At 61.6% G+C, this 26,037-nt stretch carries 17 protein-coding genes and 1 tRNA gene; 8 read left to right on the plus strand and 10 right to left on the minus strand.

Annotation, left to right across the window (positions count from 1 at the left end; all coding sequences use genetic code 11):
• The first annotated feature begins 148 nt into the window (after nucleotides 1-148).
• Together ACP8JZ_RS01185 and ACP8JZ_RS01190 are read left to right on the plus strand one after the other, a co-directional pair.
• Complete coding sequence (locus ACP8JZ_RS01185) at nucleotides 149-1,303, plus strand: integrase (protein WP_323459032.1); 1,155 nt, start codon at nucleotides 149-151, stop codon at nucleotides 1,301-1,303.
• Between the two features lie 341 nt (nucleotides 1,304-1,644).
• Nucleotides 1,645-2,451: a HesA/MoeB/ThiF family protein gene (locus ACP8JZ_RS01190; RefSeq protein ID WP_306517634.1), complete on the plus strand. Its 807-nt coding sequence runs from the start codon at nucleotides 1,645-1,647 to the stop codon at nucleotides 2,449-2,451.
• A gap of 62 nt (nucleotides 2,452-2,513) precedes the next feature.
• On the opposite strand, the gene ACP8JZ_RS01195 is transcribed toward ACP8JZ_RS01190, so the two are convergent.
• Both ACP8JZ_RS01195 and ACP8JZ_RS01200 read right to left on the minus strand, forming a co-directional pair.
• The gene (locus ACP8JZ_RS01195) at nucleotides 2,514-2,768 is read right to left on the minus strand and encodes a Txe/YoeB family addiction module toxin (protein WP_306517617.1); all 255 of its coding nucleotides are present in this window, start codon (nucleotides 2,766-2,768) and stop codon (nucleotides 2,514-2,516) included.
• Nucleotides 2,769-2,771: 3 nt separating this feature from the next.
• Nucleotides 2,772-3,026: a type II toxin-antitoxin system Phd/YefM family antitoxin gene (locus ACP8JZ_RS01200; protein WP_286320564.1), complete on the minus strand. Its 255-nt coding sequence runs from the start codon at nucleotides 3,024-3,026 to the stop codon at nucleotides 2,772-2,774.
• 390 nt (nucleotides 3,027-3,416) lie between these two features.
• Between ACP8JZ_RS01200 and ACP8JZ_RS01205 the strand changes: the two genes are divergently transcribed.
• Both ACP8JZ_RS01205 and ACP8JZ_RS01210 read left to right on the plus strand, forming a co-directional pair.
• The gene (locus tag ACP8JZ_RS01205; protein WP_484482549.1) at nucleotides 3,417-5,180 is read left to right on the plus strand and encodes a histidine-type phosphatase; all 1,764 of its coding nucleotides are present in this window, start codon (nucleotides 3,417-3,419) and stop codon (nucleotides 5,178-5,180) included.
• A 166-nt stretch (nucleotides 5,181-5,346) separates the two neighbouring features.
• Entirely contained in the window at nucleotides 5,347-6,783 is a 1,437-nt protein-coding gene (locus ACP8JZ_RS01210) for a CAP domain-containing protein (protein WP_484482550.1), read from the plus strand.
• 207 nt (nucleotides 6,784-6,990) lie between these two features.
• Here the strand turns inward: ACP8JZ_RS01210 and ACP8JZ_RS01215 are convergent.
• Nucleotides 6,991-7,064 (minus strand) — tRNA-Gly (locus tag ACP8JZ_RS01215).
• A gap of 154 nt (nucleotides 7,065-7,218) precedes the next feature.
• Nucleotides 7,219-7,884, minus strand: coding sequence for an SDR family oxidoreductase (locus ACP8JZ_RS01220; protein ID WP_023034891.1), 666 nt, complete (start codon nucleotides 7,882-7,884; stop codon nucleotides 7,219-7,221).
• A 245-nt stretch (nucleotides 7,885-8,129) separates the two neighbouring features.
• Between ACP8JZ_RS01220 and ACP8JZ_RS01225 the strand changes: the two genes are divergently transcribed.
• Nucleotides 8,130-9,335: a cobalamin-independent methionine synthase II family protein gene (locus ACP8JZ_RS01225; RefSeq protein WP_323464590.1), complete on the plus strand. Its 1,206-nt coding sequence runs from the start codon at nucleotides 8,130-8,132 to the stop codon at nucleotides 9,333-9,335.
• A gap of 210 nt (nucleotides 9,336-9,545) precedes the next feature.
• Nucleotides 9,546-10,922, plus strand: coding sequence for an amidase (locus ACP8JZ_RS01230; RefSeq protein WP_323464589.1), 1,377 nt, complete (start codon nucleotides 9,546-9,548; stop codon nucleotides 10,920-10,922).
• Nucleotides 10,923-10,945: 23 nt separating this feature from the next.
• Here the strand turns inward: ACP8JZ_RS01230 and ACP8JZ_RS01235 are convergent, their stop codons facing one another.
• The 4 genes from ACP8JZ_RS01235 to ACP8JZ_RS01250 all read right to left on the minus strand — a co-directional run bounded on the left by ACP8JZ_RS01235 (nucleotide 10,946) and on the right by ACP8JZ_RS01250 (nucleotide 16,456).
• Nucleotides 10,946-11,707 carry a hypothetical protein gene (locus tag ACP8JZ_RS01235; protein WP_484482551.1) on the minus strand — a complete coding sequence of 254 codons (762 nt, stop codon included), beginning with the start codon at nucleotides 11,705-11,707 and terminating at the stop codon, nucleotides 10,946-10,948.
• A 491-nt stretch (nucleotides 11,708-12,198) separates the two neighbouring features.
• A complete protein-coding gene (scpC, locus tag ACP8JZ_RS01240; RefSeq protein WP_323457399.1) occupies nucleotides 12,199-13,713 on the minus strand; it encodes a succinyl-CoA:acetate CoA-transferase ScpC in 1,515 nt (504 codons plus the stop codon).
• Nucleotides 13,714-14,051: 338 nt separating this feature from the next.
• Entirely contained in the window at nucleotides 14,052-14,909 is an 858-nt protein-coding gene (serB, locus tag ACP8JZ_RS01245; RefSeq protein WP_484482552.1) for a phosphoserine phosphatase SerB, read from the minus strand.
• 332 nt (nucleotides 14,910-15,241) lie between these two features.
• Nucleotides 15,242-16,456: a class I SAM-dependent methyltransferase gene (locus tag ACP8JZ_RS01250; protein ID WP_484482553.1), complete on the minus strand. Its 1,215-nt coding sequence runs from the start codon at nucleotides 16,454-16,456 to the stop codon at nucleotides 15,242-15,244.
• Between the two features lie 719 nt (nucleotides 16,457-17,175).
• On the opposite strand from ACP8JZ_RS01250, the gene ACP8JZ_RS01255 reads away from it, so the two are divergent.
• On the plus strand, nucleotides 17,176-18,060 hold the full coding sequence (locus ACP8JZ_RS01255) for a pyruvate, water dikinase regulatory protein (protein ID WP_065860806.1): 885 nt from the start codon (nucleotides 17,176-17,178) through the stop codon (nucleotides 18,058-18,060).
• A gap of 113 nt (nucleotides 18,061-18,173) precedes the next feature.
• Entirely contained in the window at nucleotides 18,174-18,962 is a 789-nt protein-coding gene (locus ACP8JZ_RS01260; protein WP_484482554.1) for a hypothetical protein, read from the plus strand.
• Nucleotides 18,963-20,317: 1,355 nt separating this feature from the next.
• Here the strand turns inward: ACP8JZ_RS01260 and ACP8JZ_RS01265 are convergent.
• Together ACP8JZ_RS01265 and ACP8JZ_RS01270 are read right to left on the minus strand one after the other, a co-directional pair.
• A complete protein-coding gene (locus tag ACP8JZ_RS01265) occupies nucleotides 20,318-22,561 on the minus strand; it encodes a coiled-coil domain-containing protein (RefSeq protein ID WP_484482555.1) in 2,244 nt (747 codons plus the stop codon).
• Nucleotides 22,562-23,585: 1,024 nt separating this feature from the next.
• A complete protein-coding gene (locus ACP8JZ_RS01270; protein ID WP_484482556.1) occupies nucleotides 23,586-25,772 on the minus strand; it encodes a coiled-coil domain-containing protein in 2,187 nt (728 codons plus the stop codon).
• Nucleotides 25,773-26,037 lie beyond the last annotated feature (265 nt).

Consider the following 26,037-nt stretch of genomic DNA (forward strand, 5'->3'; position numbering starts at 1 on the left):
TTTGGCTGATGACAGCCACATAGTACTGTTTGATAGTGGTTATCACTATTGAGTGCGTACCTCACGTACTTTGAGCGCGAGAGTGCTCCGTGCCTCGCATGTTTTGAGCTGATCTGGTGGTGTCATGGGAACGAAGGTGTGATGCCGAATGGGTGAACGTGTCGAGGTGACCAGACGACTCCGCCAGGCCTATCGAGGGGCGGCCAAGGCCGAGAAGACGGCGATACTGGACGAGTTCTGCAACCTCACGGGGTTGGCGCGGTCCACGGCTCGGCGTTGCCTGACCGGCCCCGAGGACTCCAAACGCATAGATCATCGCTCCACCCGGGAGCCGAAGTATTCAGCGCAGGCTGCCACCGTGCTGGCCAGGGTGTGGAAGTTGATGGGTTGCCCGTCGGGCAAGTACATGGCTGCCGCAATGGGCCAGTGGCTGGACGCCTTGGCCCGGCATGGTGAACTCATCGAGGGACGCCTGGGATACAGCCGAGAGGTACGCGCCGAACTCGAACACATGAGTCCGGCAACGATCGACCGCTACCTCAAGGTCGAACGGTCCTGTGTGAGGCTCGAAGGAGGTTCGGCCGTCTGTCACGGGAACCTGCTGCGCAACTCAATCACCATTCGGACTGCCGCTGACAAGGCTGAGGGGTATCCGGGATTCTTCGAGATCGACACCGTGGCCCACTGCGGCTCCTCCTTGGACGGGTGTTTTGCCCACACGATGATCCTCACCGACGTTCACACCGGCTGGGTTCATCTGGAGGTCATGGACGACGACAAACCTGCTCAGATGGTTGCTGCTCTGGGGAGAGCCGTTGCAACCATCCCATTCACCGTCTGTGGTTTGGACTGCAGTACTGCTCCCGGCTTCCTCAACGAGGAGGTCACTTCGTGGGCGAGGGGTCGGGACATTCTTCTCACTCGCTGCCGGGCCGGTACGAAGGACGATCAGCCAACTGTGGATTCCACGAACAACCACGCCCTGCGTCGCTGCGGGTTCACCCATCGGTGCGACACCGCCTGGCAACGGTACACACTCGCCCAGCTCTGGAAGGTTGTACGTCTGAAGCTCAACTATTTCACTCCCACCCGCAAACCCATCGGATGGAGCGATGCCGCCGATGGACGACGTCGACGTCGCTACGACACCCCCACCACGCCTCTCGACCGGCTGCTGGAATCGGGGACGCTCTCCCCGGCGCAGCAGGATGAACTCATCACGCATCGCAACGGCATCAATCCTGCGAACCTGACCCGAGAGATTCTGCGCTGCCAGGACCTCCTCCTCAACTCGGCCAGATGACCTGCCGAGGCTGGCAAGGTCTCACTGGTGTCGAGGCCTTGGTCGTGGGCACACTGGTACTTGGCGACGCGTTCACTTGGCGACCACGTGGATGCTTGGTGACGCGTTGGTACGCCGGGATGGCCGGAAGATGGCCAGAGATTGCGCAATCCTGAGAAGCCGATTCCCGCACGACAATGATCCGCAGCAACGATCATCGGCAGGTTCGGGACGTGAGGGGTTCGGGGCATGAGGCTGTGCCGGCATCATCGAGTGGTTGCTGGATCGTGCGAGGGGAGCAGCTTGTGGGCGAGGACAGGTTTTCGGGCGAGGAGCGGCCGACTGGAACGCCAAGCCCGAACATCACTGGTGAGGGCAGCACAGCCTCGGATCGGGGCGAAACCGTCCTCAGCGAGCGGGACCAGGCACGGTATGCCCGACACATCGTGCTGCCCGGGTTCGGGGAGGAGGCACAGCGCAAGCTGCGGGGGAGTCGGGTGCTCGTCGTCGGAGCCGGTGGGCTCGGCTCACCGGTGCTGCTGTATCTGGCTGCCGCCGGGATCGGCCACCTCACCATCATCGACGACGACGTCGTGGACGAGTCGAATTTGCAGCGGCAGGTGATTCATCGTCAGGCTGATGTGGGGCGCCCCAAGGCGTTGTCGGCCAGGGAGGCTGTGCAGCGGCTGGACCCGCAGCTGTCGGCAGAGGCCATGGTGGCTCGTCTGACGGCTGACAATGCGCTCGAGTTGTGTGGTGACCATGATCTGGTGCTCGACTGCACCGACAATTTCGCCACGCGATACTTGGCCTCCGACGCTGCCGAGATCACCGGTACGCCGTTGGTCTGGGGCACGATCCTGCAGTACCAAGGGCAGCTCTCGGTGTTCTGGCCGGGGCGTGGGCCGATGCTGCGTGACCTCTTCCCCGAGGTTCCGGCTGCCGACTCGGTGCCATCAGCCGTTGTCGGCGGCACATTCGGGCCAGTCGTCGGTGAGACCGGGTCGATGATGGCCACCGAGGCCGTCAAGGTGCTCACCGGTATCGGAGCTCCCGCCGTGGGCAGGCTCGTGCTCCTTGACGCGCTGGGCGTTGGCACTCGAACCCTCAGTTTCGCTCCCGATCCGGACCGGGCACCGGTGACCCAGCTCGTGGACGGTGGCCGGTGAGGGGAATGGTGAAGACACTTTGTGAAATTGCTATAGAGATGTAAACTCAAATACGAATGAACTCAATAGTGATATCGACAGCTTGCTATCCATATGTCGTTACCGGAAATTTTGTACACCAAACGATGTTCATCATTGATTCTACGCGACCAATATCCTGATAGCGAATATCTCAACGCTTCCGGTTTTCCTATCCCATCGTTGCCATTGCGTGACACATCCTTGATGAGTTGGTTGACTCGGTTGAGGACCTTGCGATCATGACTCTGCCACCAGAGATATTCATTCCATGCGGATTGGTCCCAGATGATACGCATAGGTCATTCTTCGATGAGGCCGTGCTCTGTGCCGTGTCCATCCTCGAGTCTCTCGATGGAGTCCAGAAGATGGCGGGCATTTGCAGGTGACCGTAGTAGGTACGCAGTTTCACGTAGTGACTGGTAATCCTCCAAGGAGACAATTACTACGGGATCGTGGCCAGATCGTGTGACGATGGTCTCCTCGCGGTCTGCCACGACGTCGTCAAGCATCTTGGCGTACTGAGCCCGGGACTGGGTGTAGCTGAGTGTTTTCATCGTTACCTCCGTACAGAAAACTGTACGTGCTTTTCAGGCGTCCATCAAGACAAATTTACAGGTTGGCCATGGCGGTGATCTATCGATCCGAGTGGCATGATCATCAACGAAGCCAGCGGTCCGTCGCTGGCTGTCGATGGGATGCCAGCAAGTCAACAAGTTCAGTGGAACTCCGCTCGCCAATTGACGCCGTCAGTCTATCTGGATGGCAACCCCCTGACTATCACGCGCTTCTGACGTGATCGTCCATCAGGGGCAAGATGACGTCTCCGGTGGACGTATCCCTCGTGCCCAGTCACCCAGCCGTTCAAATGGATGTTCACCGCTTGTCACCTGCTGTTCGCTCCTGGCCACTAGGGTGAATCCGCTCGACCATGCGAAGGGGCAGTGATGTGCGTCTCACCGGTTCGGAAATTGCTCGTTGGTTCGCTGGGGATGGTGCTGGGGTTCTCTGCCGTGCCAGCCCAGGCCGTCGACGTGGACAATTCCATGTCGACGAAGACTCCCTATGCAGCTGAGGGGAGCCACTACACGGCTCCGCCGCAGGGTTTCCATGCAGTCAACACTCAGGTTGTCGCCCGGCACGGCTCGCGTGGCCTGTCCGGCTTCAAGTACGACGCGCTCACCATGAAGGTGTGGCAGAAGGCCCACGAGCTGGGGGCCGTCAAGCCTGCTGGTAGGAGCCTCCACCAGCAGACCGAGGCGATGCATGAGGCCAACGAAGCCCTGGGGGACGAGGCCACCTGGGCGCAGATGGCGGGCCGGGCGCAGCTCACCGGCGGTGATTTCAAGCGCGGTTACGGCAACCTCACCCCGCTCGGGGCACGCGAGCACGAGCAGATGGGCGAGCGGCTGGCCCACCGCATGCCCGAGCTCTTCGACGGTGGATCGGGTACGACGGTCGATCTGGTGTCCTCCGGCGAGCCGCGAGCAGCCGAGTCCGGCTGGCACTTCCGCTCCGGGCTGCTCAAGGCGGCTCCCCAGGCTGCTGGCAACGTTTCGGAGACGATACGATCCGACACCGCCACCTTGTACTTCCACAAGGACAAGAACAATGCCGACTACAAGGCATACAAGAAATACCTCAGCGGCGACCAGGTGAAGAACTATGTCGACTCCGTCTGGAACCAACCGAAATCCAAGAAATACGCTCGTAGCGTTCTCACCAGGATCTACTCCGAGGACTTCGTCGATCGTCTTGCCGCTGGGGAATGGACCTTTGAAATCCCCTCTGGGAAGAAGATCGACAATGAGGTCGACGCTGCCGTTCAGCTCTACAACCTCTACATCGTGGCCCCGGCTCTGGGCATGGATTTCTCCCAGTACTTCACGCCCGAGGAGGCCAACTGGTTCGCCATGCTCCTGGACGCCGAGGACTACGTCCAGAAGGGCCCCGGATTCGCTGGCAGCGACATCTCCTACCGCAACTCCCGTCCGCTGCTCGACGACTTCTTCGCAAGTATCGACCGCCAGAGCGCTGAGCATCCCGACGGGTCGGCAACCCTGCGGTTCGCCCACGCCGAGACGCTGATCCCCTTCGAAGCCCTCATCAAGGCCCCGGGTAGTCAGACGCAGATCACCACCGGCGACCTTGATTTCTGGAAGGCGACCGACTGGCGCGGTGCCTCGCAGGGGCGAATGGCCGCCAACGTCCAGTGGGACGTCTTCGCCAACGATCAGGGGCAGCAGGTGGTACGGATGCTCCTCAACGAGCGCGAGGTGCCGTTCGGCGGAACCTGTCGTGCCATCGGTGACGGATCGGTCTTCTACACCGTGCCCGAACTCAAACGCTGCCTCACTGGGGCGAGCGTCCCGGCCGACTCCTGGCAGGTCGTCACACCGCAGCAGTCCGGCACTCCCACCCCAGAGCCTGGCGACAACACACCCGACAGTCAGGTGACGCAAACCCCCAGCGCGCAGGCGACCGGCACTCCGACGCCCAGTCCGGCACCCAGCAATGAGGTCACGAGCATCTCGACTGCCAGCGTGTCCGTCAGCAGTCCGGCACCGGCCTCCCCAGATTCTCGGGGTGGGGCTGTCGCTGATGGGTCCGGCGTTCCCGGCGCAAAGAACGTCATGCCCGACACGGTCGCTGGCAATGTTCCGGGATTCGTCGACGGCGGACGCCCCGGGTTGCCGGGGACAGGGGATTGAGCGCGCGGAAAGTGGGCCTTCCACCCGCGGGTTGAGTTGGGTGAGATGACTCCTTGAGGTCACCGGCGGTTCACTCGTGAGGGCTACCCTGCAAAAGGCCTGTGACTACGGATGGTGGTTGTCGAGCCGTCAATGTCACCGGTCTCGTCGTCGAAAGGTGCTGCCCATGTCCCATGACCACACGTCTTTGCCAGCACGTCTTGCAGCCGTCTCACTGGCTGCCGTGGCGTTCGCCGTGCCCCAGTTCATCTCCGTGTCGAGCTGGGCCGTCTCCTCGCCCGCTCCTGCGGCGACCGCGTCTCCCAGCGGGCCGACCAGCCAGTCCGCCAGCCCGGCATCGGACGCGGTGGCCAAGGCCCAGGCGCAGCTTGATGCCGCGAATGCCAAGCTTGACGAGGCCACGAAGAATCTCACCGAGGCACAGGCCGCTCGTGACGAGGCCGCTGCGCAGAGCGATGCATCGGCCCGGGGCTTCTTCACCTGGCTCGCCATCGATGCCAAACAGGATGCCGACGCGGTCGCCGACGCCAAGCAGGCCGTGCGGGTGCTCAACGGTGAGGTCGACGGCATCGAGAATGCGTACTCGGCAACCGAGATCGGCGCCAGGAACGACGCCACCTCGGTCGACAACGTCAAGTCGGCCGTGAAGCTCATCCGCACCGTCAACACGCTGCGTGCCGCCGACGGCCTGGACCCCCTCAAGATCAACAGCGCGCTCATGGCCTCCGCGCAGGTCAACGCCAACGCCCGTCAGGCCAATCCGACCCAGGAGATCGACGACTACCTCGGCCTCGGCTGGAAGGAGAACGTGAGCTCCGGGCAGTCCGATCCGCTCGACGGCTGGTACACCCAGCAGAAGAAGCTGTGGGACGCCGGTGACAAGAACTCCGAGAAGACGGTCAACTACCGCAACCTCAGCGATCCCACGTTGACGCTCACCGGCCTTGGCCTCAACACCGCCGGTGACAAGGCCCCGAGCGCCGATCAGCTCCTCATCCACGCAACGACCCTGCAGTACGGCTACGACGTCGACGCCTACCAGGCCCTCCTGGATCAGTACCTTGCCCAGGCAGTGCCGCAGCTTGCCGATCTGCAGGCCAAGGTTGACGCCGCCCAGGACGCCGTCGCTGCTGCGAAGAAGGGCGTTGTAGACGCCGAGAAGGCTCTGGAGGACGCCCGGCGCAATGCCGACACGAAGCCCGGTGCGGACGAATCGCCCTCCGCCTCCTCCTCGGCTGCGAGCGAGTCCCCGACCCCGGACCAGACGCCCACGCCCGATCAGACCCCGACCCCGGGTGAGCCGTCCGTGACGCCCTCGGCAGACGTCACCCCGGGCGCAGACACGCCGTCGGCGCTCCCGTCGACTCCCAGTGCCGGAACCCCGTCAGCCGATGCTACGCCCGGCCAGGACACGGCCTCCCCGTCGGCCTCGAACCAGGCTTCCACCGACGTCACTCCTGGCCAGCAGCCGTCCTCCCCCTCTGCTGCCACCGAGAGCGCCTCGTCGGATGACGGCACGACGCCGCAGGATGCTGAGAATCCTCGCGAAGCCGAGGTGTCGGAAAGCACCGGAACCCCGCGTCTGCCGGCAACGGGCGCGTGATTGACCAACACGAGGATCGTGTCCAGCGCAGTGTTCTCTGATTTGTGGGGAACATCTGCCGGATGATGAAGTGGGGCGGCTGCGGGTGACTCGCAGTCGCCCCGCACCGCCGAAACAATGGCTTGGTTGCGCGATGAGCGGGGTTGCGAATTATTGCTCGTTCGTGCTGCGAGGCGAGTCCCACACATGCGTGGATCAGGGGAAGCGTGGAGCGGGCGACGGGAATCGAACCCGCGTATCCAGCTTGGGAAGCTGGCGCTCTACCATTGAGCTACGCCCGCATGTCCCCGCGAGGAGACTCGTCACATCATAGCGCATCGTGACGCGTGGGTCACCTCGGATTCCGAGCGCATGATTGTGGCCCCCGCAGCGATGGAGCTGGTCGGGGGCCACGTCACAAACTGTGGGGCAGCGTGAGGACTGCCACCAGCGGACTCAGGCGCTGAAAGCCTCGCGGATCGGCGTCTCACCATCGGCGAAGTCGAGCTTGCGGCCGATGGTCGAATCCAGCTCCAGGGCAGCCACGATGGCACGGGCCACATTTCCTCGCGCGGTCTTGCGGTCACCGGTCACCTCTTCGCCCTCCTTGCGCAGGGTGATCCTGCCGCTGGGATCATCCAGGGTGAGCGTGCCCGGCCCCAGAATGGTCCAGTCCAGGTCCGACGTGCGAAGGTGCTCATCGGCATGGGCCTTGGCCTCGGCATATGCGAAGAACGAGTCGTCCTCCGGCACGCCGTGGTCCAGCTTGGCGCGGTCGTAGGACACCATGACGTAGCGCTTCACCCCAGCCTCGGCAGCCGCCTGCATCGACAGGATCGCCGCGTCCCGGTCGACGGCGTAGGTGCGCTCAGCGGTGGTGCCGCCACCAGCACCGGCGGACCAGACGATGGCGTCCATCCCGGTGAAGGCATCCACGAGCTGCTCGCGGGTGGCGTGCTCGATGTCCAGGACGAGGGGAGTGGCCCCGGCAGCCTTGACGTCCTCCTGCTGCTGCGGGTTGCGAATCATTGCCGTGACGTGGTGGCCGGCGTCGGCCAGCAGCGGCTCTGCACGGAGGGCAACCTTGCCGTGGCCTCCAATGATCATGATGTTCTCAGTCATCTGGAATCCTTTCCGTCTTGATGCCTTCACCCATCTGAACGCGAATGGCTGGGCAGATGTTCCCGGAACCAGGTGGCTCTTGGTGCAGGAGCTCCCAGCACGTCGACTCCCATTGCTGATGTCACGGGTGCGGGTGCCACATGCCTGCCCGAAAATGTCACATGGTGAGAAAAAGATTCTCGCAACATGATGTCGTCCATAGAATCAGTTTCACCCAATTCGTACACCCATTGAAGGAGGGCAAAATGGCGATTCGTACCACCCATGTCGGCTCACTGCCGCGCACTGCTGAACTGCTCGATGCAAACTCGAGGAGAAAGGACATGGGGGAGCAGATGTTCGCCCAGGTCCTCCAGAAATCGGTGAATGACGTCGTCTCCCGTCAGCACGAGATCGGAATTGACTGGGTCAATGACGGTGAATACGGCCACGCCATGACGGAATCGCTGGATTTCGGTTCTTGGTGGAGCTACTCGTTCAGCCGCTTCGGCGGCATCGAACTCACCGATGAGCCGTCTGAGTTGGCGCCGCCAGCACCGGGATCCAAGATCACACTCGTCGATTTCGAGGATCGTCGTGACTGGCAGGACTTCTCCGACGTCTATGCCGATCCGCCATCTGCAGTTCTGCCACATTCCTGGAAGAGGAACGCTGATGACGGAGGCTCCATCGCACCCGTTCTCCCCGTCATCACCGGGCCGCTCACCTACACGGGTGCTGAGGCGGTACGTCAGGACATCGACGGCCTGGTCACTGCCCTGGACGCCAACGGAATCGATCGTCGGGACGGATTCATCGCCGCGGTCTCGCCCGGATCGGCAGCTCGTCTGCACAATGCCTACTACGCCAATGACGAGGAGGTCGTGCAGGCCTGTGCCCAGGTGCTTCGCGAGGAATACCTGGCGATCACCCAGGCCGGGCTGACCGTCCAGATCGACGACCCCTCCCTGGCGGAGTCCTGGGACCAGATCAACCCTGCGCCGAGTGTCGAGGACTATCGGCGGTACATCCAGGTGCGGTGTGATGCGATCAACACCGCGCTCGAGGGTATCGACCCGGCACAGGTGCGTCTCCACCTGTGTTGGGGTTCGTGGCACGGTCCCCACACCACGGACATCCCGTTGCGGGAGATCGTCGACAATGTGCTCACCGTCAATGCGAAATACCTGTCGTTCGAGGCGGCCAATGCCCGTCACGAGCACGAGTGGACGGTGTGGGACGAGGTGGACCTGCCCAAGGACCGTGTGCTGATACCTGGAGTCGTGGGGCATTCGACCAATGTCGTCGAACATCCCGAGCTCGTTGCCCAGCGGATCGGCCGGTTCGTGCAGATCGTCGGCGCCGACCGGGTCATTGCCTCCACCGACTGCGGTCTCGGCGGTCGGATCCATCCGTCCCTGGCCTGGGCCAAGTTGAATTCCTTGGCACAGGGGGCGCGTCTGGTCGACTGAGACCAAACCACCGCACGAGACCTGAAAACCCGTGCGACGACAGACACCGCTGTCGAGGTTCAGAACCGTCGAGTCCAGAGGTGATACCTCGGGGTGTCGGCGGTTCTGCGCCCCGGCACGGCCGCAGGAGGTGAGTCACGGTAGCGGTGATCCTCTCGTTCCTGCTCCCCGCCGTCATGGGACGGTCCCGGCTCGTGGTACAACCAAGCCATGACCCAGATGAGTGCCTTGGAAACCGCATCGGCCATCCGCACCGGCCAGACGAGCGTGATCGAGGTCGTCGAGGACGCCCTGGACCGGGCCCACGCCGACGAATGCCACGCCTGGAGCTGGATCGACGACGAGGGGGCCCGCCACACCGCCCACGAACTGCAACGCAAGCTTGACGCGGGCGAGGTGGAGCCCGGACCACTGTTCGGGGTGCCCTGCCCGATCAAGGATCTCAACGCCTTGGCCGGAGCGCCACGCCACCTTGGCAGCCGCGCCATCGGCGGGCAACCCAGCGAGGCCGACGATGGCATCGTCGCCCTGCTCAAGGCTGCTGGAACCGTGCCGATCGGCACCACCACCGCCCCGGAGTTCGGCCTGCCCTGCTACACCGAACCTGCTGGACGCGCACCCACCGCCACCCCGTGGGATCTCGCGCGCATGTCCGGCGGATCCTCCGGCGGGGCAGCCGCCGCCGTCGGTGACGGCCAAGTACCGATAGCCCAGGGCTCCGACGGAGGCGGCTCGATTCGCATTCCCGCCTCGTGCTGCGGGGTCGTCGGCCTCAAACCCAGCCGGGGACGGGTCTCGGCCGGGCCATTCGGAGTGGATGGCCCCGGTCTGGTGAGTGGAGGAGTGCTCACCCGTACCGTGCGCGACACAGCTGCAGCCCTGGACGTCATCAGCACGCCCATGCCCGGCGACCCGTTCAGTGCGCCGTCGGCACGAACCAGCTTCCTGGCGGCATGTGACCACGAGGTGCCGCGCCTACGCATCGGCGTGTTGACCGAGCCGGTGATTGCCGAGGCGGACGTGCATCCGGCCTGTCTGGACGCCGTCGCCCAGACGGTCACGGCTCTGGAGGCCATGGGCCACGTCGTCGAACCCACGACGGCGCCGTTCGGTGCCCAGGAATGGGCCTCCTTCCAGTGCGTGTGGGAGGTCGGTGCAGCAAGCATTCCGTTGCCCGAGGGGTGTGAGAGGAACGCCATGCCGATGACGCGGTGGCTGCGCAAGGAAGGACGACGCCGCACCGGCGTGGAACTTGCCGAAGGTCTTGCTGGTATTCAGATGATTTCGCGCACGGTCGGGCGACACTGGGCAGATTACGACCTCATCGTCAGCCCCACTCTGGCCCAGCCGCCGCTGCCACATGGCCAGCTGCACGATGACGACGACCCGGCAGCCGACTTCGCGGCCCAGTGCCGGTTCACGCCGTGGACCAGTCTGTGGAACATCACGGGTCGGCCAGCCATGAGCCTGCCGCTGCACACCAGCATCATCGACGGCATGGAACTGCCGATTGGCGTCATGATCGGCGGACCGATGTACAGCGAGGAGCGGCTGCTCGCCCTGGGGTGTGCGCTACTGGGGCGGTGACGACACGTCAGCGGAGACGAACGTCAGCGGGGTGCTGAACGCTGCTGTGCTGTGGAGAGGTCGAGCCAACGCCTGCTCACCGGCAGCCACACGAGCACCAGCCCTGCGACGGCGAACGGTGCACTCGCCCAGGCCACTGTGTTGAGCGTGACGGCCAGCGAGGCTGCGGCCAGCCCGCCGATGGCACCCCAGCGCACCCACCGGTGCCCCAGCCAACCGTTGACAGCCAGCAGGGCCGGCATCGCCGTCATGACCACCCCGATGAGCACCATCGCCGTGGCCCACAGCACCGAGGCCAGCGAGCCCGGTCGAGGATCGGTCCATCTCATGAGGCGGGTCGCGGTGCGGAAAGTGGTCATGTTGATCGAGCCCCACCACGCCCACGCCAGGGCCACCGCAGCCGACACCGCTGCCAACGCGAAACACACGGTGGCGGCAACGATGGCGCCCGGACGCGCCCCCGGTGTGGTCTCGGCGGGCCCGGGCAGGGGAGGCAGGGTGCGGATGTTCCGGGGATCGTCGGGGTCCCACACTGCTCGCTGTGCGTCTGGCCCCTGTGGGTGCTCCGCCGGTGGACCAGCGTGGTTCACCTCAGCCCGGGAGTCAGCGGGGGCCAGCTCGGGGTGCGTCAGCTCGCTGCGAGGCTGGGAGGCGCCTTCCTCGGCGCGGGAAGGGGCTGTGGTCCCGGGACGCGTCGTTTCGGTGTGCCCACTCGTCGAGGACGTGGCCCCGACGTCTTCGGGTGCCTCGTCGATGGCGCGCCGGGGCTGGGATGATGGGAACACGGCTCTCCTGGTGTCGACGCGACGGGACCCACCCAGCTTACGGCGTGGGACGGAGAGGGGCGAAGAACGAGGAATGAGACCACTGCTCTGAGGGTGCCCATGTTCTGAGGGTGCCCATCGGCTGTTCTCACAGCATCGGCTCGTCGCGCAGGGTGCTGGGCGTGTCGTCCTCGAGCCCGGCATCCCCGACTGCACCCACCCAGCCGGATGACGACTCCTCGTTGCCTCTCCCCGATCGGGACCAGCTGCTGGCTCTGCCCCGTACGGGCTGCTGACGAGATACCTTGCCCCACCCCTGCGCCTCGTGGTTGAGGTGGGGCAAGAATCTGTTCTCGGTGGGGCCTGCCGTTGCGAGCAGACCCCAACCGGGGCAATGGGAATCGGCACTTACCCCCGAGTTTGCCGTGTAGGGAGTCTCAACGCCCAGGCGCTCCCGGACCATCGGTCCGGGAGCGCCTGTTCAATGTGGCTGGGAGTCAACCCTGGCGGGTTCAGCCCTGCTGCATGGTGCCGGTCTCGAGGAACCGGGTGTGCCAGTTGTAGGCCTCGCCGAGCAGGTGCGGGGTGTGCTTGAACTTGCAGTCACGCAGCGCACGCTCGTAGTAGTCCTGCAGCATCGGACGGAAGTCCGGGTGGGCGCAGTTCTCGATGATCTTCGGGGCACGCTGACGCGGGGCCAGGCCGCGCAGATCGGCGATGCCCTGCTCGGTGATGATGACCATGCCGTCGTGCTCGGTGTGGTCCACGTGGGAGACCATCGGCACGATTGCCGAAATGGCGCCGTTCTTGGCCGTCGACGGGGAGACGAAGGCCGAGATGTAGGCATTGCGGGTGAAGTCGCCGGACCCACCGATGCCGTTCATCATGCGCGAGCCCATGACGTGGGTCGAGTTGACGTTGCCGTAAATGTCGGCCTCGATCATGCCGTTGGCGCCGATGACGCCCAGACGACGGATCACCTCGGGGTGGTTCGAGATCTCCTGGGGACGCAGGATGATGTGGTCGCGGTAAAAGGCCGCGTTCTCGTTCATCTTGTGGGCGTAGTCCGGCGACAACGAGAAGGCCGTCGCGGAGGCCACGTCGAGCTTGCCGGCGTCAATGAGGTCGATCATGCCGTCCTGGATCACCTCGGTGTAGGAGGTGAGGTGCTCCAGGTCGGAGTGCAGCAGGCCGTCGAGCACGGCGTTGGGGATGTTGCCCACACCCGACTGCAGCGGCAGCAGATTCTTGGGCATGCGTCCCTGCTTCACCTCGTTGCCGTAGAAGTCGAGCAGGAAGCCGGCAATCTTGCGGGAGTTGTCGTCGATCGGCTTGAACGGCGAGTTGCGGTCGGGGCCGTCGGTCTCGACGATCGCAACGACCTTGCTGGCGTCGATCTCCAGGAACGGGGTGCCGATGCGGTCACCGGGGTGGGTGATCGGGATGGGCTTGCGGTTGGGGGGCAGCGCGAATCCCTGGTAGACGTCGTGCATGCCCTCGAGATCCTCGGACTGCCACGAGTTGACCTCGATGATGATCTTGTCGGCGACCTCGCAGTAGGCGGAGTTGTTGCCCACCGACGAGGTGGGGACGATCTTGCCATCCTCGGTGATGCGGGTGGCCTCGATGACGGCGAAGTCGACCTTGCCGAAGAATCCCTGACGCACCATCATGCCGGACTCCGACAGGTGGATGTCGGTGTAGTAGCTGGTGCCGTCGTTGATCTTGGAACGCATCGTGGGGTCGGACTGGTAGGGCATGCGCCAACCGATGCCGTCCACACCGGCCAGGGTGCCATCGAGCTCGGGAGCCGTCGAGGCACCGGTGAAGGTGTTGACAGTGAACTTTTCGCCGCGCTGATGGGCAGCCTCGATGCGCTTGGCGAGTGCGCCCGGGAACACCTTGGGGTAGCCCGACCCGGTGAATCCACCGAATCCGATCTGGTCGCCATCCTTGATGAGGCCGGCAGCGTCGTCTGCACTCATCACTTTCTGACGCAGGGCTGCATTGGCAATCCGCTCTGACATCTGTCCTCCTGCCGTCGTGCGGCTGGTTGTCGATGACGGCACACGGAACGCTCCGCGAGCCGCCGAGAAAACACACTGTTCCGGGTCCCATTCCAGAGGGGTCCGAAACCTTGGTATCACTTTATATGCACAGCCTCGGATGGCGTGTGGAACCCCTGTTCTTCAGCGGTCGGAATCGGCATGGTGCCCGTCCAGCATGGGAATGTGTGCATGTTTTTCACGTCGAGCAGGGTGAATTCTCGCGACCGGTTCGATCTGCAGCCATGACCAGGTGCTCGGACGGGCCACGACCCCTCGGCCGATGGCAGCGTGTCGGCGCCGATGGGGCGAAATGGGGATCACCGGCACCACACTGCCGACACCGCGTCAAGACGCTCAAAACTCACGGTGTTGCGGGCAGCCGCCACGGCCACCGGCTTGGCGCAGAATGCAATGGCCAGTCCGGCCGCGTCGAACATGTCGAGGTCGTTGGCACCATCACCGATGGCGATCACTCGCTCAGCCTCGACGGTGGCCTGCGCGGCCCACCTGCGCAGCCAGGACGCCTTGGCGGCCCGGTCGACGATCTCCCCAGTGAGACGTCCCGTGAGGTGCCCATCGGCCACCTCCAACTCGTTGGCCACGGCATGATCTGCTCCGAGCTCGGCGGCCAGCGGTTCCACCATCGACGTGAATCCGCCCGACACCAGACCCACGGTGGCGCCGGCCTCGTGGGCAGCCGCAATCAGCTCCTTGGCGCCGGGGGTGACGACGATGGCGCGGCGAGCCTCCTCCACGGCGCCGACCGGCAACCCTGCCAGGCATCCGACCCGGGCCCGCAACGACTCGGTGAAGTCCATCTCACCGGCCATCGCCCGAGCGGTGACGTCGGCCACCTCATCCGCCCGCCCAGCACATTGCGCCAACAGGTCGATCGCCTCGGTGCGGGTGAGGGTGGAGTCGACGTCGCTCACCAACAGTCCGGGTGGTTGGGTGGCGAGCGCCCCGTGTGGATGGATGACGTCCGCGCCACTGGCCGAAGCCAACTCGCGCACCTCATGCATGTCTGCCTCGACGGTGGTGGTGTAGTCGAAGATCTGTGCCGTCCAGCCGTCGGTGTGGGTGCCGCGCATGTGGGCGGCCTGCGGCCACAGTGCGGTGCCGGGGGAGCGCAGACTGGAGCGGTCGTCGCTGACGAGGATGACGCGAGAACTCATGACACCAACGGTAGACGCGGCTGGACGACATCGGTACCCCATTCAGCCTCCATCCAGCTTGAACCCGCTCCCATCTGAATTTCCTCACGTGATGACTCCTCATCCGGATCTCCCCGCACTCGATCGGCGTCGCGCCGTACGGACAGCGCTGGGGAAATGTTGGGGAAATTCTGTCAACGCAGGGATTGATCGCCTCCGTACCACCGTTGAAAGCAATGGTCATCGGAAACCCTGTCAACGCAGGGATTGATCTCGTGGGCATCGTAGTGTGTTCGCGACAGTCGGAGCACTGACCGTGGGAGTGAGTCCGCGACGACACGACGTGGACGTGCTCACTCCCGCACGGTCCGCGTGACCGTGTAGTGACGATTGCGCGTGACCTGGCGCGTCGGACCGACGAAGCGTCGCAGATGTGCGGCCCACGGCAGATGGTTGTTGTACACGCACCACAGCGCCCCGCCCGGGCGCAGTACCCGTGCGGCGTCGGTGAGCATCGCAAAGGTGGAAGCGTGATCCTGGGCAGCGCCCCGATGAAAGGGCGGATTGGTGACGACGGCGTCCATGCTGGCATCGGGCAGGTCGGCCAGTCCGTCACACCAGTGGGTGATGACGTCCAGACCATTCGCCGTGGCGGTGCGCCGGGTGGAGTCGACGGCCTGCCACGACACATCGGTGGCGTGCGCCCGTGCCGTGGGCAGTCGGCGTGCCAGCTGGGCAGCGATGATGCCGTTGCCACATCCCAGGTCGACGACGTCGGTGCGCACGTCTGCAGCAATGTCGTCCAGGTGGGAGAGCAGCAACGCGGTTCCGGCGTCCAGACCAGTGGTGTGGAACACGCCACCGTGAGCGTGAATCGTCAACCCATCCACGGTGTTGCTGCGTGGCCACGTGCCGGTGATCGCCGGACGTTCCCGCGGCCGTGAGATGTGCAGCACGCGGGCCTTGCGCACTCCGAGGCTCGCATGGACCTCATCGAACCAACGCGCGGCAACGTCGTTCATCGACCGGGTCATGTGTTTGATCCGTCCGCCGGCGATGATGTGGGCGTCGGGGCCCAGCACGTGCCACAAACAGCCGAGCAGCTCGTCCAGGGCGTCGAGCGACTGGGGAAGATCGAGCCAGACCAACTGGTGATTGGCGGCTGGATGGCCGGCGACTCGGTGCTGCCCGGGCGGAGGACCGGGACGGTGTTCCTCGGACCCTTCGGACAGTGGTGTGTCGGTCAGGGATTCGGCTGGTGGGGATGCAGCAGGTGCCGATGTGGTGGTCAGGGAGTCAAGGTCCTGGGGCGACGCTGTCAGAGGGTTGAGCCGGATGGTGCTGGGGATCCCAGCGAAATCGCGGCAGTCGTCGGCCCACGCCTTGACCCGGTGCCCGGCGAGTGGAACCAGCCGCGGTCGGTTCAGCACCCAGACGGCGTTGCCCCGGGGCGCTTGCGTTCGCGTCGAGTCGGCGTCGAGCGTGACATGTGCCGAATCCTGCGGATCAATCTGTGGTGATTCAGCGACGATGAGAGCGTCAACGGGGTCGAGCTCGGCAGCATCCATGATGGCAGTCTCCCAGAACGAGGTGCAGATGTCGCCCCGCGCTCGCGATGCTGGGCTTCTCGTGCCGGCAATGCAGACTGGTGAAAGTTCTGGCAGGAATACTCTCCCCCTGTTTCTGCAGCCTTCTGGCAGGAATATCTCGTCCCGACTTGATCCTCAGTCACAGACGACGGTAGGGGAATGGGCCAGGGCCTCTTTGTTGTGATGCTTCCGTTCTGTCGAGGCATTCTCCGTCCTGTGCCGGAACCTTCCCTACCCCGTGCCAACCTTCTCGATTTCGTGCGGACCCCTCCTGGCCCGTGCGAACTGTCCCAATCTCGGGGCGAATCTTCACTGACCTCGTGTGAGCCTTCTCCCCTCCACCCCTCACAAGCACTCCTGATTCCGGGCGAACCTCCCCTATTCCGGGCGGCCCCTCCCCCCTGGCTGTCTCGCGTGACATTTTTGTCACGTCGAGCCCATGAGGGTCATGGGAACGTCAGGATGCTCGAGGTACTGACATTTTTGTCAGGGCATCTTCCTTTGGGTCACACGAGTGCCGGGACTCTTCGGGAGATGACATTTTTGTCATGAGACCGATGGTGACGTCACGTGAGTGCGATGGATCCGTGCCGGGTGACATTTTTGTGCACACGATTGTGTCTTCAGTGTCTTTGGTGTCCTTGACCGGGGTTTGCCTTGAGCCCCGCTGCAGATCTCTCGCTCGGTACAATGCCGTCATGGCAGAGTCGCCCTTGGAAATTCACGTCATCGCCGATTCGACGGGTGAGACCGCCGTCCGTCTGGCACGGGCAGCCCGCAGCCAGTTCGAAGGAGTCCACTGGCACATAGTGCGTCACCCGATGATCGGCACCGTTGCGGAGATGATGGCCGCTCTGGAGGCCGTCATGGCGGCCCACGAGGCAGGTCAGTGGGTGTGCGTGGTCCACACCCTGGTGCTGCCGGACATGCGCCGGATGGTCGCCGACGCCTGCGAGGAAATGGGGATACGTGAGGTGAACCTCATGGGTCCGATGCTCGCGGCGATGGAGGAAGCCTCCGGCCTGGACGCCGATGCCGTTCCGCGTCGTCCGGTAGGGGTGGAGGCCGACTACTTCACCCGTATCTCGGCGATGGAGTTCGCAGTGCGCAACGACGACGGCGCCATTCCCGACCGTCTCACCGAAGCCGACATCTGCCTGGTGGGGGTGAGCCGCTCGGGCAAGACGCCGCTGTCGATCTACTTGGGCTATCTCGGCTACAAGACCGTCAACGTACCGTTGGTGCCCGGTATCGCTCCGCCCGCCGAGCTGGCCGCCGTGGATCGGTGGCGCATCGTTGGCCTGACGATCGACGCCCAGAAGTTGTTGGAGATTCGAGGTCGACGTGTTCGCGGGCTCGGTGGGTACGGCAACGAGGACGGATATGCAGATCTCGCCGCCATCTACGACGAGCTGGACGAGGTGGGCAAGATCCAGCGTCGACTGGGTTGCCCGATCATCGACACGACGGGTCTGGCCCTCGAGGAGTCTGCCACCAAGGTCATCGACATTGTCGATCAGCGGGCGAAGACGGCTGGCACTCGGCTGCGCAAGCCGGCGGGATCGTACCGGACGATTCCGTGAACGAGGTTTCATCATGGCGTGTAGGACGAGCGTTTATACCACAGAAGACCATCGGAGATGTGAAAATCTAGGGGGAGAGGCCGCTGGTAGCTGTCAACATGTATGATCCAGCTATGTCATATTATAAGTCAAAGCGGGCAGCGGATGAAATCGGCGTGCCGGATCGACGCAATGTCACACATAAAGTATCCAAAAAATTCTCACTGTCATCTTCGATACTCGGCGCATCGATTACTAACTCTTCAGATATATCTGAAGACACCACGTTCGAAGAACAAATTAATGATTTCATAAAGGAACAAAAAAGAAAAAGAAATATAGCAAAATCGCTTCGCAAAGAAATCGAAAAAGATCAGCTATTGTATACTGTAATTGACTTACAGGTCGGCACCATGCTATTCAGCCGTGTTCCGGGAACTAAAGACCCTGCAGGGAGAAACATAAAGAATGTCGAAGCATTCTGGGGGTTTGCCACCGAAAATGGAAATAGAAAATTTTCTAAAACTGATCTAGTTCTCGTTGGGTCGATAGATAATCTGACTAAAAATGATGTTCCTAACAGGGATGAAGCAAAATACTGTAGATATAATTATCCTTCAGATCCAGGATTTATGGCTAGCCTCTTGAATGAGGAGTTAAGGTTAGGGATCAATTGGGATGACTATTCTGCTGAGACATGCGGAGCGGGGTACGATCGTTGTCCTCCTGAGGGGGCTAAGGCTGAAAGGGCCGCGCTCATAACTGAGTCGGCTAGGAAAGGTCATGGTAGTAACGGATGGGGGTGGGTGACAGAGACCCTCCGCCAACAGAGAATTTTGGCAATCGTGGTGGATGTCAAATACCATGAAGACGGATCACGGACTGTTCTTGCGCGCCCAGTAATGATTACGCCCACTATCTAGAGACTAGGAACTCACCTTTTGATTAGCGGTATCAGGGATACGTCGGCGATGCTTGCGATTATTTGTTCTGTTGATCTATATTTCTAAGAATATATTAGCGTGTACCAATGATAGGAATACTTTGGGTGCACTATGACTTACGTATACTACTTGAATGCTAAAGGTTCCTAGCTTGTCATGTAGCATACGAGTACCGTTGTCTTCTGGCAAGAGAATTATCGAAAATTCAGCCTTCCTTCTGATTCCCCTAGGAGACCTGGAATTGTCTCTCTCAAGAAAGAAATCAACTCGTTTGTTTCGCTATCAGATAATCTGGGGCTAAGGGAAAGGGGAAGAATGGTAAGAAAGTCTTCTAAACTCAGTCCTTCCCTCTGATGGCACCCAGAAACAGTTCCAATCTGTATTTGATAAAGAAAATTTGATGCCAATGTTGCGCAACTGATTTTTTTATCAGAGTCCCATAACCAAGAGAGAAATACTCCTAAAGTGTCATCGACTTTCGAGATATGATATGTTCCTGTCTCTGGATCGCAAAGTTCGTCATGCGCAGATCGCGTGGCCTCTGCAAGTATGAGAAAATTCAAAATATCTACAGGTATTTCTACCGTTTTTCCCCAATTCTTCATTTTACTCCTTAAAATATTTGACATGAAATCTTTGTAAAATTAAAATAGAGAGTTTTTCTTCGGTTTAGGTTCATCTATCAGTATAGGAGTGGGACACATAAGACTGGAGGATCGTGATCTGACGCCGCAGCGCTCGGCTAGGTGACGCGCCTAAATAATGGTATCACCCCTGCGAACGGCGATGCTAGGCAGAGGTAGGCGTTGGGCTGTTCGTGAATGGAACCTAGACTTGGGACAGGTATGTCACATCCAGATGGGGCGAGCCGCTCTCCGCAACTCGTGAAAGTGATGAAAGCTCGGAGCCCCTAGCTCCTTGGCGACTCTCCCATGCCTCTGAGGAGGGAGATGAAGCTGCTGTGTGGCACCCTGTTGAAATTAAAAGCGTAAGTGCGGTATCTGCGTCGGGTCAGCCCCCAGTGAGTGATCATCAGATCACGGAGTTGTGAAGCTCAGCCTGGGGGAGAGATGTCTCATCAGTATTGAGGCAGCGCCGACATCTGAATACTGATCCAGATGCAGAGATGTGCAGTGACTGCCCTCCGAGAAACCACGTCAGATCATGCCCAGCACAGGTGGACAGCGGGGGCACACCCGGACGAACTGTGTCGACCCCGATGACTCATCTGCAGTGAGTGGGAGAGAGCTGCAGAAACGATGGTGGGCCCGGCCATCAGATGGCCAGGCCCACACATTTTTCAGTTGTCAGATGTGTTCAGTTGTCCGCCGGGATCAGACACCAGTGCTCGGCAGGGCCGGGGCAGCGACGTGGGTGGGGGTGTCGTTGCTGACAGTCGTCGCGGTCACGGCGCTACCCTTGTCGGTGCTGATGACGACCTTCTTGGCCAGGTCATCCTTCTTGTCCTCGGAGGGCTTCTGCTCGTCGGCGGTGCAGTTGTCGGCCTTGCCCTGGGCTGCGTTGAGGGCAGCCTCACGGCCCTTGACGATGGCCTCCGCCTCGAGGATTGCCTCCTCGTCAGTGGTTACCTTGTTCTCTGCAGCCTTGAGGGCAGCGGAAGCGTCATGGAGCTCAGTCTCGGCCTTCGCGACCTTTGAGCTGGGCTCATCAGCGGCCTCAAGCTGCCTCTGGACCTCGTCGCGCAGCTGTTCCTGGGCCTTGATGTCAGCTGCGATGTCAGCGATGTGGACCTGCAGCTTGGCAACCCGCTCGTTGGCCTCAGCGGCGCGAGACTCCTGGGCGGCGATGTCGTCGAGGATCTTGTCGCGTGCGTCCTTGTCGGCGGCGATCTGGGCATCGAGGTCAGCCAGGGCGTCCTTGAGCTCAGCGATCCGCTTGTTGTCGGTGCTCAGCTGGGCCTGGGCCTGAACGAGCTCGGCCTTGGCGTCGTAGGCTTGGTCGTCAGCCTGCTTGCTGGCCTTGCCCCAGTCCTCGACGGCCTGCTTGGCGGCGTCGAGCTTGTCCTGCTCCTTGGCGATGTTGGCGTTGGTCTCGTCGATACGCTGATTGAGACGGTCGATCTCGGCCGGGTCGCCGCCCTTCTTGAGCGCGCAGAGCTTCTTCTTGGCCTGAGCCAACTCGGACTGCTGGTTCATGAGCTTGCCGTTGAGACCGTTGATCTTGTTGTTGAGATCACCGATCGTGGCCTTGTCGGCAGCGATGGCCTTCTTCGCCTGGGCGACATCCTCGTCAGAGGACTTGCCGCTCTTGATGAGCTCAGCCTTCTCGGCCTCCAGCTCCTTGATCTTGCTGGCGGTGTCCTCGTCGGAACCCTCAAGGGCAGCAAGCTGCTTCTTGAGGTCGTCGAGCTGGCCCTGGGCGTGCTCAGTGTTGGCCTTCTCGCGCTTCAGGAGATCCTGGGTCTTGTCAAGCTTCTTCTTGATGAGATCCTTGCTGACAGAAAGCTTGGCTGCGTCGTACTCCTTCTGCAGCCGATCAACCTGGCGCTCCAGGCTGGGAATGCCCTGGCTGGCGTTGTGGACCTTCTCCTCGGCACGAGCGATCTGGAACTTGAGCTCCTCGATCTCGTTCTCGTGACCGCTCTGCTTGTTCTTGAGCTTGTTGATCTGCTCGTCGATCTCGGCGATCTTCTTCTCGTTGTCCGCAGCGGCGGCGGAGTCGTCAACGATCTTCTCGTTCTTGGCGAGATCGGCACGGGCCTGATCCTTCTGGCTCTCCAGATCGGCAATCTCGCTCTTGGTGTCGGCGATGGCCTGCTTGAGGTCCTCGACCTTCTTGGACTGGGCGTCGATCTGATCCTGCGGAGCGTCCTTGGCCTTGGCGGCGTCAAGCTGCTCGTTGAGATCCTTGAGATCATCCTTCAGGCCCTTGATGTTGGCCTCGGCGTCTTTGGCCTCCTGCTCGGCGTTCGCCTGCTGGGCGTCGAGACGCTTGCGCTGGTTCTCCCACTGGTCGAGCTGGGCAGAGTAGAAGTCAATGGCCTTCTGCTGCTTCTCGGCGTCGGCCTTGGTGTCCTTGAGTTCCTTCGCCTCGCCCTCGCGAACCTTGAGGTCGGAGTCGAGCTGGCCCTCGGCCTTCTGACGTCCGACGTTGAGGCGCTCAATGGCCTCGTTGGCATCGGCAACGACGTCCTGGGCTTCCTTGAGTTCGGCGACGTGCTCGTCATGGTGCTTGGTGAGAGCATCGATCTTGTCGTTGATGTCAGCGAGGTCGGCCTTGAGCTCGGCGACGTGCTCGTCAGTGGTGGCATCGTCAAGAGCATTCTTGGCGTCGGAGAGGGCAGACTGCTTCTCGTCGACGACCTTCTTGGCGGCCTCGACCTTGTCCTTGTCAGCCTTGTGGTTCTCCTGGAGCTTGGCCAGGTTGTCCTGGGCGGCCTTGAGATCGGCCTGGGCCTTGTCGACAGCTGCCTGGGCCTCGGCGCAGCTGATCTTGGCGTCGTTCTTCTGGTCGATGTTGTCCCCTGCCTGGGCTGGGGCGGCGAGAATCTGGGCACCGCTCCCCATGACAGCGAGGGCGGTCAAAGCGCTGGCGAAGCGCCGGTTCACATTGGTCATGGACCTTGTCTCCTTGTGCTGGCTGGCTTGCGAAGAATCGCCATCGCTTTTGTGTCGATTCTCGCTCGAGTCCCACCTAGGGGCTGCAATTGATTGTGAACTTGCCCCCGCGGCCTGTCAACTGGAAAACAAAGCAGCCGTGGTGAACGTGCGTAGAGTCCGCACAAGACTTTCAAAATCCATTTTGGCTAGGGGTCTTGTAGCCTTGACGAGGATTCAACTCGCATTGTGAGATTGTCTCACGTGGCTGGATGTCTGTGGCTGTGCGAGTGAACAAATGATGAAGATCCTTGTATGTGGAGCGTATGCTGAACCATAGATCTTGCTCGTTTTTGAGTCTTTCTCTGTAGGAATGAACTCCTGGATCAGATGGATTTTTTCTGTTTGAAATCGTACGAAGAAGAGAATGACTCTGCAAGAATACATAGAATCCATATATTTTGGATTCAGCGGTGTGACTACCTGTTTTGGTTCTTTGGAGTCTGCTGAAAGAGGTTGTCACGCATTGTGTGGTTCATTTGATGCATTCGATCTGATGCTGTCCTGAAGGTCGTCCTAGCTGACGTATATGCCGGTGTGCACGTGATAAGAGGATCACTCGCATGATCGTTCTCATGGCTCGCCTCATTGCTGTGGTTCCCACATCGGAGACCTTCCGAGCGGGGCTCATCGGCGCGTGACGGCAGGGATGAAAAGTTCACCTGCCATTCATGCAGGACCGCAAGCCGTGGTTCAGGTGGGAAACCTGTGGCAGATCTACGTCTGATGAGGCAAATCGTCGGCGTGTCGTGTGAAGATCTGCAACGAGTGGTGGACAATACGGCGTCAAGTACAGGTTGAGAGTTTCATCGGGAGGCCGGAGCTGCTCGTCCATCTGCGGGCCTATGGGTCATTGGGCGTTGTGGGCTGTTTCGGACATGAGGCGTCCGTGGGCTCGGGAGGGTCAACCTTCCGGGCGTGAAAAATGGCCTCGACCATCCGCAGATGGCCGAGACCGTGGTGATGGAGGACGTCAGATCAGCGCTCAGACGCCGGTACCAGGCAGCGCAATGCGCTTGCCATGGGCGAGTGTGCCTTGGCGAGCATTGCTGACGGTCAGGGAAACAGAGTTGCCCTCATCGTCTATGTCGCACAGCCCGGCTGCCTTGGCGTTGGCGAGGGAGTCCAGCTTCTCCTTGACGATTCGCTCTGCCTCGGCGACAGCCTCCTCATCGGCGGCAAGTTTGTCCTCGGCAGCCTTGAGGGCGTCCTGGGCCTTCTTGAGCTGCTTCTCGGCCTCAGCGACCTTTGCCTTTGCCTTGTCGATCTGCGTGGTGACGGAGACGAGCTCGGCCTTGGCGTCGTTGAGCTGACGCTCTTCGTCCTCGATCTGTGTGGAGATCTTGGTGATCTCCTTCTTGAGCTCCGCAATGCGCTTGGTGGCCTCGGCGATCGTGGTGCGCTGCTCGGCGATGCTGTCGAGAATGTGCTGACGCTCCGTCTTCTTGGCCGTGATCTGCTCATCGAGATCGCTGATGGCCTTCTTGAGCTCGCTGACGCGCTGCTGATTCCTGGTCAGCTCGTCCTGGGCGGCGTCACGGTCCTTGGTCAGTTCGGCGATTTTCCCATCGATCGTGGTGATCTGGGTCTTGAGCTCTTCGATCTTTTTCTCGGCGGCGTTGATCCGGTCGTTCTGCTCCGCGATGCTGGCATCGATCTTGTCGCGCTGCTGGGTCAGCTCGTCCAGGCGGGACGAGATTTCGGCCTCGCTCTTCTTGAGCTCATCAAGCTTCTTCGTGGCCTCGTCGAGCTCGGTCTGCTTGCCCGGCAGGGAGTTCTTGAGCTCCTCGATCTTCTTGGTGATCACGGTGGTCTCGGCCGTCTTCACGGCAATGACCTTGTTGGCGTCAGCGATGTTCTTGACGTTCTTGGCGATGATGGCCTTCTTGGCAATCCTCGCGGCTTTGAGGGCCCTGAGCTCGCGTTCGGTTCCCGAAATCGAACGCTTCAGATGCGCAATTTTGGCGGTGCTGATGGCGACTCCGGCGCCGCCGGCTGCAGCTGTGACGCCGCCGGCTGCGATCTTGGCGTCGCCGTCTGCGACGAGTCCGGAATCCACAGGTACGCAGCATGGGTTGCAACAAGCAGCACCGGCTGCAGCTTCATCTGCTCCAGCAATGGCCACTGCGCCGCCAGCAACGGTGACTACTCCGGCGCCAGCGGCAAGTGCCCTGAGTTTGCGGAGCTTGGCCTTCTGGGGTGCCAAGCTGTGTTCCAGCTGGTCGATCTTGAGGTCGAGGGCGACGATCTCCTTCTTGCTCACCGAGATCTTGTGCTGCGACTCGACGATGTCCTTGGCGCTCTTGGCAATGATGGCTTCGTTGGTCACCTTGACAGCTGTGAGCGCCTTGATCTCCCTCTCGGTGCGGGTGATCGACTTGGCGATGCCGTCAACGTCTCCGGTCTGCTCGACAACCTTGCTGTGCAGCTCGTCCAGGGAGGTCTGGGTGGTGGTGATCTTCTCGGAGATCTTGTCGCGTTGGACGCGCAGCTTCTCGATGGTGGCCTTGGCGTCCGTGATCTCGTGCTGGGCACTCTGGATGGCGGTGACGTACTCGTCGCGCTGCTTCTGCTGCTTGGTGATCTCGGTGTTGAGGTTGTCGATCTTCTTCTGCAGCTGCTCACCGTCGGTGATGGTGGTGTCCAACTCCTTCTGGAGCTCGGCACGTTTGGTGGTGGACGAGGTGATCTCCTCGTCGATCTTCTGCACATTGACTGTGAGACGATCGATGGTCTCGTTGGCCTTTGTGATGGTGGTCTGCTCGGACTCAACCTTGCTCTTGGTGCTCTGCAGACTCTCCTGCAGATGCGTGATGGTCTTCTCGTGATCGGCGATCGACGACTCCAGCTCGGCAGCGCGCTTCTCGGCTGCGGCAAGGGTGGCTTTCGCCTCGTTGAGAGCAGCCTGCTTCTCGGCGACATTCTTCTTGGCGGCGTCGACCGCACCGCGGTCGTTCTGGCGGTTGGCCTGTGCCGATGCCAGAGCCCGCTGGGCAATCTTGAGCGCAGCATCGGCCTTGTCCACGGCCTTGCGGGCGTCTGCGCAGTTGATGTTGCTGTCCTGCTCGGTGGACGACACGGCATTGGCGACTGGGTCGAAGAACTGGGCTCCGCTCCCCATGACGGCTAGGGCAGTCAGGGCGCTGGCGAAGCGCCGGGTTGTAGTGGCCATGTGGGTTTTATCTCCTCGTGTAACCAGGATGCGAAGAGAGACCGTCAAGTATGGGTCAGATCTTCGCACAAGTTCCATCTCGGGAACTCGCGGATAATCCTGCATCGGTTCTCATGTGGTGTCAATCCGATATGGTATTGCCCATGAAGAAATATGGATCAGCACATGATCTGGTAATTCTCAGCTTAGTGAAATGCCAATCTGACTAGGTAAAATACCTGTCATTCTCTCATCTTGTACTGAAGGTCCTGAGCCTACCGACGCT

The sequence above is a fragment of the Cutibacterium sp. LaCa_286 genome, from assembly GCF_057198075.1.